Origin of the sequence: Streptomyces sp. NPDC059092, assembly GCF_042756365.1 — a bacterium.
Classification (GTDB): Bacteria; Actinomycetota; Actinomycetes; order Streptomycetales; family Streptomycetaceae; genus Streptomyces.
On the sequence record NZ_JBHZEJ010000053.1, the window covers coordinates 1 to 13,387 of the forward strand.

11 protein-coding genes are annotated in these 13,387 nt (G+C 71.6%); 7 read left to right on the forward strand and 4 right to left on the reverse strand.

Features of this window, described 5'->3' with window-relative positions; genetic code table 11:
* Positions 1-51 precede the first annotated feature (51 nt).
* The 4 genes from ACFXPL_RS26220 to ACFXPL_RS26235 form a co-directional block, all read right to left on the reverse strand.
* Positions 52-1,140, reverse strand: a complete 1,089-nt coding sequence (locus ACFXPL_RS26220; protein ID WP_384924174.1) for an aldose epimerase family protein — start codon at positions 1,138-1,140, stop codon at positions 52-54.
* Positions 1,141-1,364: 224 nt separating this feature from the next.
* A complete protein-coding gene (locus ACFXPL_RS26225) occupies positions 1,365-3,917 on the reverse strand; it encodes an alpha-L-arabinofuranosidase C-terminal domain-containing protein (RefSeq protein WP_384924088.1) in 2,553 nt (850 codons plus the stop codon).
* 254 nt (positions 3,918-4,171) lie between these two features.
* Positions 4,172-5,512 (reverse strand): Gfo/Idh/MocA family protein, encoded by a 1,341-nt coding sequence (locus tag ACFXPL_RS26230; RefSeq protein ID WP_384924090.1) that lies wholly within the window; start codon positions 5,510-5,512, stop codon positions 4,172-4,174.
* 228 nt (positions 5,513-5,740) lie between these two features.
* On the reverse strand, positions 5,741-6,739 hold the full coding sequence (locus ACFXPL_RS26235; protein ID WP_384924092.1) for a LacI family DNA-binding transcriptional regulator: 999 nt from the start codon (positions 6,737-6,739) through the stop codon (positions 5,741-5,743).
* A 71-nt stretch (positions 6,740-6,810) separates the two neighbouring features.
* On the opposite strand from ACFXPL_RS26235, the gene ACFXPL_RS26240 reads away from it, so the two are divergent.
* From ACFXPL_RS26240 to ACFXPL_RS26270, 7 genes are all read left to right on the forward strand, one after another.
* A complete protein-coding gene (locus tag ACFXPL_RS26240; RefSeq protein ID WP_384924094.1) occupies positions 6,811-7,929 on the forward strand; it encodes a Gfo/Idh/MocA family protein in 1,119 nt (372 codons plus the stop codon).
* On the forward strand, positions 7,926-8,855 hold the full coding sequence (locus ACFXPL_RS26245) for a PmoA family protein (RefSeq protein ID WP_384924096.1): 930 nt from the start codon (positions 7,926-7,928) through the stop codon (positions 8,853-8,855). The genes ACFXPL_RS26240 and ACFXPL_RS26245 overlap by 4 nt, the downstream gene beginning before the upstream one ends.
* Positions 8,849-9,595, forward strand: coding sequence for a cupin (locus ACFXPL_RS26250; RefSeq protein WP_384924098.1), 747 nt, complete (start codon positions 8,849-8,851; stop codon positions 9,593-9,595). The genes ACFXPL_RS26245 and ACFXPL_RS26250 overlap by 7 nt, the downstream gene beginning before the upstream one ends.
* 69 nt (positions 9,596-9,664) lie before the next feature.
* On the forward strand, positions 9,665-10,945 hold the full coding sequence (locus ACFXPL_RS26255; RefSeq protein ID WP_384924100.1) for an ABC transporter substrate-binding protein: 1,281 nt from the start codon (positions 9,665-9,667) through the stop codon (positions 10,943-10,945).
* Positions 10,946-11,887, forward strand: a complete 942-nt coding sequence (locus tag ACFXPL_RS26260; protein WP_384924102.1) for a carbohydrate ABC transporter permease — start codon at positions 10,946-10,948, stop codon at positions 11,885-11,887. It abuts the gene before it with no gap.
* Entirely contained in the window at positions 11,884-12,768 is an 885-nt protein-coding gene (locus ACFXPL_RS26265; protein WP_384924104.1) for a carbohydrate ABC transporter permease, read from the forward strand. The genes ACFXPL_RS26260 and ACFXPL_RS26265 overlap by 4 nt, the downstream gene beginning before the upstream one ends.
* On the forward strand, positions 12,765-13,361 hold the full coding sequence (locus ACFXPL_RS26270) for a hypothetical protein (RefSeq protein ID WP_384924106.1): 597 nt from the start codon (positions 12,765-12,767) through the stop codon (positions 13,359-13,361). The genes ACFXPL_RS26265 and ACFXPL_RS26270 overlap by 4 nt, the downstream gene beginning before the upstream one ends.
* The last annotated feature ends 26 nt before the right edge of the window (positions 13,362-13,387 follow it).

Genomic DNA, 13,387 nt, shown 5'->3' on the forward strand with positions numbered 1-13,387 from the left:
GTCGCCCCCGAACATGCTCGGGGGCGACGCCTCAAGGTGGTCCGCCGGGGGTCAGGCGTGGAAGGAGTGCTCCGTCGTCGACCGGTAGGTGGCGCCCGGACGCAGCACGGTGGAGGGGAACGAGGGCTGGTTCGGGGAGTCCGGGAAGTGCTGGGTCTCCAGGCACAGGCCGTCGCCCTGGCGGTAGATCCGGCCGGAGGTGCCGACCAGGGTGCCGACGACGAAGTTGCCCGAGTAGAACTGCACTCCCGGCTCGGTCGTCGCGATCCTTACGGTGCGCCCGGATCCCGGGTCGCGGAGCGTGGCCGCGAGGCGGGGTGCGGCGGTGAGGCCCTTGTCGAGCACCCAGTTGTGGTCGAAGCCCTGGCCGCGCAGCAGTTGCGGGTGGCCCACCCGGATGTCACGGCCCACGGGCTTGGCCGTACGGAAGTCGAAGGGGGTTCCCGCCACCCTCGCCAGTTCCCCGGTGGGGATCAGGGTGGTGTCGACGGGGGTGTAGCGGGAGGCTTCGAGGGTCAGTTCATGGCCGTACACATCGCCGCTCCCCTCCCCGGCGAGGTTGAAGTAGGTGTGGTTGGTGAGGTTGACGACGGTGGCCCGGTCCGTCGTGGCCGCGTAGTCGACGCGCCAGGTGCCGCGCGGGGTGAGGGTGTACGTCACCTTCACCTTGAGCGTGCCGGGGTAGCCCATCTCGCCGTCGCCGCTGACGTACCGCAGCACGATGCCCACCCCGGTGGCGTCCGTGAAGGGCTCGACGTCCCAGACCCTCTTGTCGAAGCCCTTCGTGCCGCCGTGCAGGGTGTTCACCCCGTCGTTCAGGGGGAGTTGGTAGGTCCGGCCGTCGAGGGTGAAGCGGCCCCCGGCGATCCGGTTGCCGTAGCGGCCGATCAGGGCGCCGAAGAAGGTGGTGGCCTTGAGGTAGTCGTCCAGGTTGTCGAAGCCCAGGGACACGTTCGTGTACCGGCCGCGGCGGTCGGGGATCTCCAGCGACTGGACGATGCCGCCGTAGCTGAGCACCCCCAGCCGCGTGCCGCCGTTCTCCAGGGTCCAGCGGTACACCTTGGTGGAGTCGGCGAGCCTGCCGAACAGCTCGCGGGTCGGTGTCCTGCCGCCGGCGGAGGCACGGGCCTGGCCTGCCATGGCGGCGGTGAGGCCGGCCGCGGCGGCGCCCGCCAGCACGGTACGTCTGGTCGCGGGGCCCGTTCCCGTGCGGTCGGTCGTCGCTTCCGTTTCCGTGTACAGCGGTTCAGTGGTCATGCGGGCGGCTCCTGCCGGAGGGGAGGGGTGAGGTGGTGGGGTGGTGGGGTGGTGGGGTGGTGGGGTGGTGGGGTGGTGTGCCGGGCGGCCCGGTACACCGGTGGGCGTCATCGGAGTCCGAGCCGTACGAAGGTGATCGAGTTCGGCGGGAAGGTGTGGGTGAAGTGCGCGCCGACCCCCGTGAGGGCCGAGGTGCGCGGTGTGATCGGCCGGTCGTCGGCGGTGTTGACGGCGTCCGGGTCCCCGCTGAGGGTGGTCAGCCGCGCGGTGGGGGCGACTCGGGCACCCCGGCCGAGGTCGATCGTGGTGCGGGCCGCGGCGTCCTGGGCGTTGACGACCTTGACCACGAGGTCCTTCCCGTCGCGCGTGACGACCTGCCGGAAGGGTTCGGCCACCTTGTCGTCGGTGAAGCTTCCCCACTCCTTGCCGTCGAGGAAGAGGGTGACCTGACGGCCGCGGACCGAGACGCGCAGGTCGTAGGCGCGGCCGGTCTCGATCGTCGTGCCGTTCTCGGTCATCGACTGCTTGGCGCCGCCGACCGCCTTCTCCACCGCGGACCGGCTGTTGTTCCAGCCACCGAGGTTCCACCAGTAGTAGTTCCCGGTGTCCTTGACTCCGAAGGCCACCAGGAAGCCTTCCTTGCCGGAGCGCTTGGTGGCCTTCACGTTCAGGTCGTAGTTCCGCCACGCCGGATCGCCCGCGGTGACCAGGGTGTTCTCGGCCGCCGCGTCGGACTGGACGTACCGGCCGTCCTCGACGGTCCAGGTGCCGGCGTCCGCCGCCCTCGTCCACCGGCTGTCGCCGCCGGAGAAGTCCTCGTCGAAGAGTGTGGTGCCGTCCTCGCCGGTGACGCGTACGTCGTCGTAGGCGGCGCTGGTCGCCCAGGTGGAGAGGCCGATCGCGCCCTCGATCGGGCCGGCCGTGGCCGGGGTGGCGCTCGCCGTGCTGGGGACGACGCGGTCGCCCACGTTCGTCATGAACAGCTTCTGCGTCTCGTAGCTCGTCGAGCCCCAGGACCGTGTGTTGTCGAACCAGATCATGTCGGGCCGCCACTGCGTGGCGCCGGTGTGGGCCAGCAGCGGGGCGTAGGAGGCGAGTTCGACGACGTCCGCGTTGCGTTCGAGGCCGGTCATGAAGGCGGCTTCGGTGAGCGCGTTGCGGAAGCGGTTGTCCTGGGAGGCGTACTCTCCGAGGAACACCTTGGGCCCTGAGCGGTCGTAGCCGTCGTAGCGGTCGTTGTTCTCCAGGAACCACCGCGGGCTGTTGTAGTAGTGCTCGTCGACCATGTCCACCTTGGCGTCACGGTTGAGCTGCCAGGCCCGCTCGAAGGTGGAACCGCTGTCGTCGGGGCCGGAGTTGGAGATCACGGTGATGTCCGGGTACCGGGCCTCGATCGCCTTCCTGAACTCGGTGAAGCGCTCGAAGAACGCGTCGGGCAGGTTCTCCTCGTTGCCCACCTCGATGTGCGTGAGACGGAAGGGCTTCGGATGGCCCATGGCCACCCGCTTCTTGCCCCAGACCGAGGTGGCGGGGCCGTTGGCGAACTCGATCAGGTCCAGGGTGTCCTGGATGTGGCGCCGCAGCAGGGCCGGATCGTCGGTGGCCCGGTTCTGGCCGCATCCGGTGACGAGGGCGGGCACCACCGGCAGGGCCATCGCGCCGATGTCCTCGGCGTACTGGAAGTACTCGTAGTAGCCGAGGCCGTAACTCTGGTTGTATCCCCAGAAGTTGGCGTTGGTGGCGCGCTGCTCGACCGGGCCGATGGTGTCCTTCCACTGGTAGGACCGCTTGCGCTGCCAGCCCGAGGCCTCGTCGTACCCCTCATGGCTGCCGGTGTTGACGAGGCAGCCGCCGGGGAAGCGGACGAACCCCGGCTCCAGGGCGGCGATCTTCTCGGCGAGGTCCTTGCGCAGCCCGCCGGGGCGGCCCTTGTAGGTGTCCCGGGGGAAGAGCGAGACCATGTCGAGCCGTACGGTGCCGGCGCCGCCCGCGGTGACGGCGAGGCGCCCCGCGGTGCTCGTGGCGGTGGCCGTGAAGCTGCCGGTGTACGTGGCCCAGGTGTCGCCGCGCGCGGTGACCCGCAGCGGGCGCGCGAGCGCGGCGCCGTCGGCGTCGCGCAGGGCGAGCGTCAGGGGCGTGCCGGCCCGCTGGTCGGTGCGCGCCCGCACGGAGACGTCGTACCGCTTGCCCCGGGCCACCGCGATACCGGTGCTGTAGCCGGAGTTGACGACGCCGGTGCCCTCGGCCGACCCGTCGGGGTCCAGCCGCAGATAGGTCCGGTTGCGCTCGTTCAGGCGGTTCCCGTCGTCGACGGCCGCCACCGCGCCGGTGCCGGTGGGGGTCCACGCGGTCATCGGCGTGTAGGAGGCGTTGTCGGCGCGGCTGTACTCGAACGACCGGTTCTGGACGAGCTCGGCGTACAGGCCGCCGTCCGCCGCGCGGTTGATGTCCTCGTAGAAGACGCCGTACATGGTGTCGCTGATCCTGGGTCCCGTACCGCGGGTGTTCACGTCGAGCGTGTAGTCGGTGGTGTCCTGCGCGGCGTTCACGGCGGTGTCCCGCGCCGCGTTCCGCACGGCGCTCGCGGGCGCCTGGAGCGCGTTGGCCGTCACCAGGAGCGCCACAGCCGTGAGAGCCGGCCTCCAGCGTGTGCGTGGCATGAGTGTCTGCGGCTCCTCGTTCGATATCTCGGACGATGGTCAGAACTTCGAACGGCAAGATAAGGAGGAGCCGACAGAGGCGTCAATGGTTCGCGCAGAGCCGGACGAATCCGGGGTGGTGGGTCCGGGCACGGCGATGCCCGGACCGGTGCGGACGCTGTTGGTGTCCGGTGTGGTCCGGGCATCGCCGGGTATCGAACCCGGTGTCGCTCCAGGGCGGTTGGAGCGGGATCCGGGGAGAGAAGGACCTGGGGTCAGACGGCGAGGAGGTCGTGGGTGTGGACCGGCAGCCCGGTGGCGAGGGACTGGTTGGCGGCCAGTCCGGTGACCAGCGACCGGGCCCCGTCGGCGGCGTCCGCCGCCCGCCCCAGCGCGTCGTCGCCGGCCGCGGGCGTACCGAAGAGGTCGGCGAGCATCCGGACGTCGCCGCCTCCGTGCCCGCCCTCCCCGGTCGCCACCTCCACCTCGCGCGGCTCCGCCCAGAACGGCCGCAGCAGCAGCTCCGTACGGCCCGCGGTGTCCCCGACGGCCGCCCCGTGCATCACCGCGCCGCCGCTCGCCGCGCGCGCGGCGGGCCTGGTCCAGGTGGACTCCTCGACCAGCAGTTCCAGCCGGCCCCGGCTCCCGTTGAACGCGATCCGGTACCCCTCCCAGGGGGCGTACGCGGTCAGGTGGTAGGTCAGCGTCGCCCCCGACGCGTAGCGCACCAGGACCGCCATGTCGTCCTCGATGGTGACCCCGGGGCCGAACACGTTCTGGTCGCGGTGGTAGCCGTCCTCGCCCTCCGCGTCCAGATACAGGGCCTTGAGCACGTCCGAGTCGGCCAGGCGTACGGCGAAGGGGTCCTCCTCGGCGGCCGGCGCGCCGTGGGCGCGTGTGTAGTCCCGGGCCAGCCCGCGGCGTTGACCGTTCGCGTCACCGTAGAAGAACAGCCCGCCCTGCGCGAAGACCGTGCGCGGGGTGCTGTCCAGCCACCAGTTGACGAGGTCGAAGTGGTGGGTCGCCTTGTGCACCAGCAGGCCGCCGGAGTTCGCCTTCTCGCGGTGCCAGCGCCGGAAGTAGTCCGCGCCGTGCCGCAGGTCCAGCAGCCACTCGAAGTGCACCGAGCCGACCTCGCCGATCGCGCCCGAGGCGAGGGTCTCCCGTACCGCCGCGTGCACCGGGTTGTAGCGGTAGTTGAACGCCACCCGCACCTGGCGCCCCGTGCGGCGCTGCGCGTCGAGGATCCGGCGGGCCCGGTCCGCGTCCGTCGTCATCGGCTTCTCGGTCACCACGTCGCACCCGGCCTCCAGGGCCTCGGTGATGTAGCGGTCGTGCGTACGGTCCACGCCGCACACCACCACCAGATCCACCCGCTCGCGGCGCAGCATCTCCCCGAACCGGTCCTCGCCGTAGGCGGGTACCGGCGGCAGACCGGGACGCGCGGCGGCCAGCCACTCGTTGTGGACGGCCATCCGGTGCGCGTTGACGTCGCAGAAACCCACCAGCTCCATCCGGTCGGCGTACGCGCCCACCAGTGCCTGGGTGAACAACCGCGCCCGGGCGCCGAGTCCCACCACGGCACAGCGACGACGGCGCACGGTGGGGTCCTGCATGGGGATCTCCGCTCGATCGGGTCAGGTGTCCGGGATGTCAGCGGCAACGATTGCATGCCGGTACGTCACCGAACAAGAGCACCGTGCGGCGGTGCTTTCACGGCCGATTCCGGCAATTTCATTGACTCGATCGTTCTTGCGGGCGTAACTTCCGGGCCAGTTGGAAACCGACTGGCAACGTTTGCAATGCCTCGCTCCCGTCGACCGGAGGGCTCGGAAGTGCGCAGGTCAGCCCCGGCCGACGACGGCCGTCGAGCCCCGGACGACGAGATGGGTCGGCAGGACGCGCTGCAGGGGTTCGGCCCCTTCGACCGCCGGGGTGCCCAGGATCCGGAAGAGCAGATCGACGGCCGCCCGCGAGCCGTGCGACTTGGGTACGGAGACGGTGGTCAGCGGCGGGGCGGCCATCCCGGACAGCGCGATGTCGTCGCAGCCGACCACGCTCATCTCCTCCGGCACCCGGACGCCGCGCGCGGTGAAACGGCTGATCAGCCCGAACGCGACGATGTCGTTGAAGGCCACCACCGCGCTCGCGCCGCTGGCCAGCACCACGTCGGCCGCGCCGGTGATGCCTCCGTCGAAGTGCGGGGCGACGCTCCCGACGTGGACGATCTCGACCTTCCCGGTCTCGGCCATCATCTCGATCCCGGCGGCGCGCTCCCGCGCCGCCCAGGTGGAGCGCGGTCCGCCGACATAGGCGATCCTGCGGTGGCCGAGCGCGTGCAGGTGGGTGAGCGCGTCGCCCATGCCCTCCACGAGATCGGCCGTGACGCTCGCGAAGCCCGGCTCCTTGCGGTGCAGCAGCACGATCGGCTTGGCGATCAGGCCGGGCAGCGACGCCAGTTCCTCGCCGCTGAGGTGCGGGGAGCACAGCACGATGCCGTCCACCTCCGGGGCCAGGGTGCGGATCGCGTCCAGCTCCAGGCCCTCGTCGCGCTCCGCGTCGCTGACGAACACGGCGTGGCCGAGTCCGCGGGCCCGTGCCTGCACCCCCTTGCAGATGTCCGCGAAGAACGGGTTCAGCAGATCAGGCACGATCAGCCCGAGGTGCCCCGTACGCCCGGTGATCAGGCCGCGTGCCGAAGGGTTCGGCTGATAGCCGAGCCGCTCCGCCGCCGCGCGTACCCGCTCGCGGGTCGCCTCGCTCACCGTTCCGTCCGGTGCCAGAGCCCGGGACACCGTGGACGGGGAGACCCCGGCCACCTTCGCAACCTCTCGAATCGTCACCTGCACGCCCTGAGGTTGGCACCCCTCACCACCGGCGTCAATCAAGATCGGTTTCCCTCCGAGGAGCACGCATGTCCCAGCAGTCCGCCCGTCCGCGCGCAGCTGTCGTCGGCACGGGCGCGATCGTCACCGGAAGCCACCTCTCCGCTCTGCGGGCCCACGCCGACCGGGTCGAGCTGGTCGCCGCGGTCGACGTGGACCAGGAACGGCTCGACGCGTTCCGCGCCACGGCGGCCGGCGACGGCATGACGGTCGAGGGGTTCGGCTCGCTCGACGCGATGCTCGACGCGGTCCGCCCCGACCTGGTCCTCATCGGTACCCCGCCCTCCCTGCACCGCGCGCAGACGGTGGCCGCGCTGGAGGCCGGCGCCTGGGTGCTGTGCGAGAAGCCGCTGACCCTGACGCTGGCGGAGTACGACGCGATCGCCGCGGCCGAGGCCGCGTCCGGCGCGTACGCCTCGGTGGTCTTCCAGCACCGGTACGGCTCCGGGGCGGCGCACGCCCGGGAGCTGATCGCGGGCGGCGAGCTGGGCGCCCCGCTGGTCGCGCACTGCCAGACCACCTGGCACCGCGACAGCGCGTACTACGCGGTGCCGTGGCGCGGCCGGTGGTCCAGCGAGGGCGGCGGACCCACGATGGGGCACGGCATCCACCAGTACGACCTGCTGCTGCACCTGCTGGGCGACTGGACCGAGATACGCGCCATGGCCTCCCGGCTGGTCCACGACACGGAGAGCGAGGACGTGTCGACGGCGCTGGTGCGGTTCGGGAACGGCGCCCTCGCCACCGTCGTCAACAGCGTGCTGTCGCCGGACGAGGTGAGCCGGATCCGTATCGACTGCGCCGACGCCACGGTCGAGCTGACGCACCTTTACGGCCATTCGAACGCGGACTGGGTCTACACCCCGGCCCCGCACGTCGGGGCGGAGCGCTCCGACGCCTGGCGCGCCCCGGCCACCGATGTGCCCAGCTCGCACGCGGCGCAGCTCGGCGCCGTACTCGACGCCATGGGCTCCGGGGTGCGGCCGCCGGGCAGCGGGGCCGACGCACGGCGCACCGTCGAATTCGCCGCGGCGCTCTACAAGGCGGCGTTCAGCGGGCAGCCTGTGCGCGCGGGCACGATCACCCCCACCGACCCCTACTACACGGCCATGCACGGCGACCACCCCGACTGGAGCCCCCAGCGATGACGATTCAGGTCACCCACACCCACGGCGAGCGGATCTCGGTCCGCCACGGCGGCGTCGAGCTGCTGTCGTACGTCTACCGGCCCGATCCGGACCCCTTCGAGGCGCGCAAACCGTACATCCACCCCTTGCGCACCCTCGCGGGGCGCCAGGTCACCGGCTACCGCCCCAACGACCACCGGTGGCACAAGGGGCTGCAGATGACGGCCAGTCATCTGTCCGGGCAGAACTTCTGGGGCGGGAACTCCTACGTCCACGGCGAGGGGTATCTGCCGATCCGTGAGCGCGTCGGTTCGATGCGCCACGACGGTTTCCCCGAGTTCGCCGTGGAGGACGGCCGGTTCCGGCTCGCCGAGGAGCTGACCTGGGTGGAGAACGGCGGGGACGAGTGGGCCCGTGAGGAGCGCGGCATCACCGTCCACTCGGTGGACGAGGACGCCGGGGCCTGGGCGCTGGACTGGACGATCCGGCTGACCAACGTACGCGACGAGCCGCTGCTGTTCGGCTCGCCGACCACGGCGGGCCGCGAGATGGCCGGGTACACCGGGCTCCAGTGGCGCGGCCCCCGCGACTTCACCGGCGGCGCCGTCCTCGGCCCGCTCGACGGGGACGCGCCCGAGCCGGAGAGCCTGATGGGGGCGCGGGGTCCCTGGCTGGCCTTCACCGGTGAGCACGACGACGTGGACGGGCACTCCACGCTGGTCTTCGCGCACGCGCCGGAGAACGACGAGGACAACGGCGCGATCCACGCCTCGCACTGGTTCGTACGCTCCGAGCCGATCCCGACCGTGGCGTTCTCCTGGGCGTTCTTCGAGGAGTTCGCGCTCCCGCCCGGCGAGTCCTTCGCGTACCGCTACCGGGTGGTCGTCGCCGACGGCGCCTGGGACCGCGAGCGGGTCGGCACACACCTGAAGGGCCTGTCGTGGTGAGCCTGCCGCACCCGCTGCCGGGCGCCGTCGGACTGTCGCACCTGAGCGCCTACGACTGGGAGGCGGCCGACGGGGTGTGCGGCGGCAGTCCCCATCTGCACCTGGTGTGCACGGAGGCGTACGTCGTGACGGGCGGCCGGGGGGCGGTGCAGACGCTGACGCCCGAGGGCTACCGCGAGACGCCGCTGGAGGCCGGCCGCGTGGCGTGGTTCACGCCGGGCACCGTGCACCGCATGGTGCAGGGCGGCGGGCTGCGCGTCACGGTCCTGATGCAGAACAGCGGCCTGCCGGAGGCGGGCGACGCGGTCTTCACCTTTCCGCCCGACCACCTCGCCGACCCCGAGCGGTACGCCGCGGCGGCGGTGCTGCCCGCCAGGTCCGGCCCCGAGGCGGAGGCCGCCGCGCGGCGGCGCAGGGATCTCGCCGTGAGCGGCTATCTGGTCCTGCGGGAGGCGCTGGAGGCGGGTGACAACGGCCCGTACCGGGAGTTCCAGCGGGCCGCCGCCCGGCTCGTACGCCCCAAGGTGGCGGCGTGGCGGGAGCTGTGGCGGGCCGGGGCGCTGGCGACGGCGGAGCGCACGGGCGCGCAGCTCGACGCGCTGGAGTCCGGCGCGCCGGAGTACCTGGCGGGTTCCGGGGCGTTCGACAGCGGCCCCAGCCGGGAGGGCGGTTACGGCATGTGCGGGCGCCGCGACGAGTACGACCTGCCCGGTACGACGCTCCCGTACCGGAGCACGTGAGCGCAGCGGGTCCGTGCACGTCACCGCACGCACGTCAGCACGTACATGGAAGGGAGAGGTGGGTTCAGCATGCCCGGAAACAGGACAACGAGGTCCTGGGCGCTCCTCATGACGCTCACGCTCAGCGCCCTGCTCACCGCCTGCGGCGGATCCGAGGGGACGAGCGGCGGCGGGAAGGTGACCCTGCGCTACACGTGGTGGGGCAACCCCGACCGGGCGGCCCGTACCGACGAGGCCGTGGCGCTGTTCGAGAGCAAGCACCCCGGGATCGAGGTGCAGACGTCGTTCGCCGGCTACGACGCGTACAAGCAGAAGCTCGCCACGCAGGCGGCCGGCGGCGACGCGCCCGATGTGATGCAGCTCGACTACCGGATGATCGACCAGTACGCGACGGGCGGGGTCCTGCTGGACCTCGGCACGCGGCCGGCGGCGCTGCACACGGACGAGATCGACCCGGGGCTGCTCGCCACCGGGGCGGTGGACGGCACGCAGTACGCGGTCGTGCAGGCACGCGGCACGGAGGCCGTCGTGTACGACGCGAAGGAGTGGCAGGCGGCCGGGGTCGCCCCGCCGCGTGCGGGCTGGACCTGGGACGACTGGGCGGACGCGGTGCGTGAGCTGACGCGCAGGACCGGGAAGCCCGGCTCCGTCGACCCGGGCCAGAGCGAGGACTGCTTCGAGGTGTGGCTGCGCGGCCAGGGCAAGTCCCTCTACACCAAGGGCGGCGGGCTCGGTTTCACGGCCGGCGACCTGACGCTGTGGTGGACCTTCACCGACGGGCTGCGGCGCGAGGGCGTCGTCTCCCCCGCGGAGCAGACGACGCAGCTCGACGGTTCGGTGGAGAACACCCCGCTCGGGCGCGGCAAGGCCGTCTCCGACTTCAACTGGGACGCCCCGTCCAGCGGTTTCACGGCGCTCGTGACGAACGGGGTGACCCTGGCGCCGATGCCGTCCGGTGAGGACGGGACGCCTGGGCAGTACTTCAAGCCGTCGATGTTCATGGGGGCCGCCGCGAACACCGGACATCCCGAGGAAGCGGCCCAGCTCATCGACTTCATGATCAACGACAAGGACGCGGCGAAGATCCTCGGCGCCAGCCGGGGCATCCCGGTCAACGAGTCGATCCGCGCGGACGTGGTCCCCGGGCTGAAGGACTTCGACAGGACGGTGGCCGACTACCAGGCGACGGTGGAGGGCGTTCTCAACGATCCCCCGCAGGCCCCGCCGTCGGGTGACAGCGCCCTGCAGACCACCTTCAGCCGCGACTACGACCAGGTGTCGTTCGGGCGGATGTCGCCCCGCGAGGCGGCCGAGAACTACGTCACCGAGGCGAAGGCGGAGCTGAGGTAAATGACCACCACCGACATACCCGCGGCCCCGGCGCGCGGCGGGACCTCCCTCGCGCCGCGCGAGCCGCGCAGGCGCCGGCGCGAGGGCGCCGCCTGGGTCTTCCTCTCCCCCTGGGTGCTCGGCGCGAGCGTGCTGACACTGCTGCCGATGGCCGTCTCGCTCTATCTGTCGTTCACCGACTACGACATGTTCAACGCGCCGAACTGGGTGGGGCTGCGCAACTACACGCAGATGTTCACCGAGGACCCGCGCTACTGGCGTTCGGTCGGCGCGACCCTGGGGTACGTCGTCATCGCCGTACCCCTGCAACTGGCGCTCGCGCTGGCCGTCGCGCTCGCGCTGAAGTCCGTACGGCGCGGCAGGGGGTTCTACCGGTCCGCGTTCTACGCGCCCTCGCTGCTCGGCGCGTCCATGTCGATCGCCCTGGTCTGGCGGGCGGTCTTCAACGACGGCGGCACGGTGGACAAGCTCCTCGGCACGGGCGGCTGGGTCACCCGGCCAGGCTGGGCGCTGCTGGCCGTGGCGCTGCTGACGGTGTGGCAGTTCGGCGCCCCGATGGTGATCTTCCTGGCCGGGCTCCAGCAGATCCCGTCGGAGCTGTACGAGGCCGCGGCGGTGGACGGGGCGGGCCGGGGACGGCAGTTCCTCTCCATCACCCTGCCGATGCTCTCACCGGTCCTCTTCTTCAACCTGGTGCTCCAGACCATCCAGGCGTTCCAGGTCTTCACACCCGCCTTCGCGGTCAGTGCGGGGAAGGGCGGTCCGGCGGACTCCACGCTCTTCTACACGCTGTACCTCTACGACCGCGGCTTCGTCGCCTCGCACATGGGCTACGCCTCGGCCATGGCCTGGGTGCTGCTGCTCGCGATCGGCGCCGTCACCGCCGTGCTGTTCCGTACCTCACGCTCCTGGGTCTTCTACGCCAACGAGGAGGCCCGATGACCGTCCTGCCCCCCGCGACCTCCGCCCCGACCGCCCTGCCCCGCAAGGCCGTTCCCTGGCGCCGGGTCGCCCTGCACGCCGGGTGTCTGGCCGCGCTGCTGGTGATGCTGTACCCGCTGGCCTGGCTGCTGGCCACCTCGCTCAAGCCCGCCGACGAGGTGCTGGCCAGTCTGCGGCTGCTGCCGGGCCGACTGGAGTGGTCGAACTACACGACCGCCCTGGAGGGCGTGAACGACGTGACCGTGTGGCGGTTGCTGACCAACTCGCTGCTGATCGCGGGCGGCGCGGTCCTCGGCAACGTCCTGAGCTGCTCGCTGGCGGCCTACGCCTTCGCCCGGCTGCGCTTCCGCTTCCGCGGGCCGCTCTTCGCGTTCATGATCGCGACGATCATGCTGCCGCACCACGCGGTGCTGATTCCGCAGTACATCCTCTTCAACCAGCTCGGGATGGTGAACACCTACTGGCCGCTGATCCTGCCGAAGTTCCTCGCCACCGAGGCGTTCTTCGTCTTCCTGATCGTGCAGTTCATGCGCGGGCTGCCGCGTGAGCTGGAGGAGGCGGCCAGGATCGACGGCTGCGGCCCGTTCCGCAGCTTCTTCTCGATCATCCTGCCGCTGATCCGGCCCGCGCTGATCACCACGGCGATCTTCACCTTCATCTGGACGTGGAACGACTTCTTCACCCAGTTGATCTATCTCTTCTCCCCGGAGAAGTTCACGCTGACGCTGGCCCTGCGGTCGTTCGTGGACGCGTCCAGCCAGTCGGCGTTCGGCCCGATGTTCGCGATGTCGGTGATCGCGCTGCTGCCGATCGTGCTGTTCTTCCTCGCCTTCCAGCGTTTTCTGGTCGAGGGCATGGCCAACTCCGGGATCAAGGGATGAGCGCGGCACCGGCCCGGGAGCCGGGCGAGATCTTCGGGCCGCGCACGACGCTCTTCGCCGATGTGCTGAGCGTCGGGCTGATCACGGCCGTGGTCGCTCTGCCGCTGGTCACCGTGGGCGCGGCGCTCTCCACGGCCTGCGAGGTGCTGCGCGGGAGCCAGCGGGACCGGCCGGCCACCGCGGGACGGTACCTCACCGTGCTGCGGGGACGGCTGCGTCCCGGCGATCTCTTCGCGGGGGTACTGGCCCTCGCGGGGGCGCTGCTGCTCGTGGCGGATCTGGCGCTGGCCGGCGCCGGACTGCCGGGGGCGCGGGTGTTCGCCGTGGTGGCGGGGGTGATCGGCGCGTTCGCGGCGGTGACGGGGCTTCGCGCGTGCGGACGCGTCGAGTCGCTGACGGACTGGCGTACGGCGGTGCTCCGCGCGGCGCGGGACGTGCCCCGGGACCCGGGCGGCAGCGCACTGGTGCTGCTCGCGCTGGCGGCGGCCGTGCTCTGCGCGTGGATGATGCCACCGCTGGCCTTCCTGGCGCCGGGGCCGCTCGCGCTGGCGCTCACCGCGATCGACGTGCGGGAGCGGGGCGCCCGCCGCTGACGTGGACGTACCGGCCGGCTCCCCAC

Excerpts from the sequence above, each read along its gene's own strand:
- ACFXPL_RS26220 (WP_384924174.1), bottom strand. The coding sequence starts at position 1,140 with ATGGCAGGCCAGGCCCGTGCCTCCGCCGGCGGCAGGACACCGACCCGC.
- ACFXPL_RS26265 (WP_384924104.1), top strand. The coding sequence starts at position 11,884 with ATGACCGTCCTGCCCCCCGCGACCTCCGCCCCGACCGCCCTGCCCCGC.
- ACFXPL_RS26225 (WP_384924088.1), bottom strand. The coding sequence starts at position 3,917 with ATGCCACGCACACGCTGGAGGCCGGCTCTCACGGCTGTGGCGCTCCTG.
- ACFXPL_RS26270 (WP_384924106.1), top strand. The coding sequence starts at position 12,765 with ATGAGCGCGGCACCGGCCCGGGAGCCGGGCGAGATCTTCGGGCCGCGC.
- ACFXPL_RS26240 (WP_384924094.1), top strand. The coding sequence starts at position 6,811 with ATGTCCCAGCAGTCCGCCCGTCCGCGCGCAGCTGTCGTCGGCACGGGC.
- ACFXPL_RS26260 (WP_384924102.1), top strand. The coding sequence starts at position 10,946 with ATGACCACCACCGACATACCCGCGGCCCCGGCGCGCGGCGGGACCTCC.
- ACFXPL_RS26245 (WP_384924096.1), top strand. The coding sequence starts at position 7,926 with ATGACGATTCAGGTCACCCACACCCACGGCGAGCGGATCTCGGTCCGC.
- ACFXPL_RS26230 (WP_384924090.1), bottom strand. The coding sequence starts at position 5,512 with ATGCAGGACCCCACCGTGCGCCGTCGTCGCTGTGCCGTGGTGGGACTC.
- ACFXPL_RS26255 (WP_384924100.1), top strand. The coding sequence starts at position 9,665 with ATGCCCGGAAACAGGACAACGAGGTCCTGGGCGCTCCTCATGACGCTC.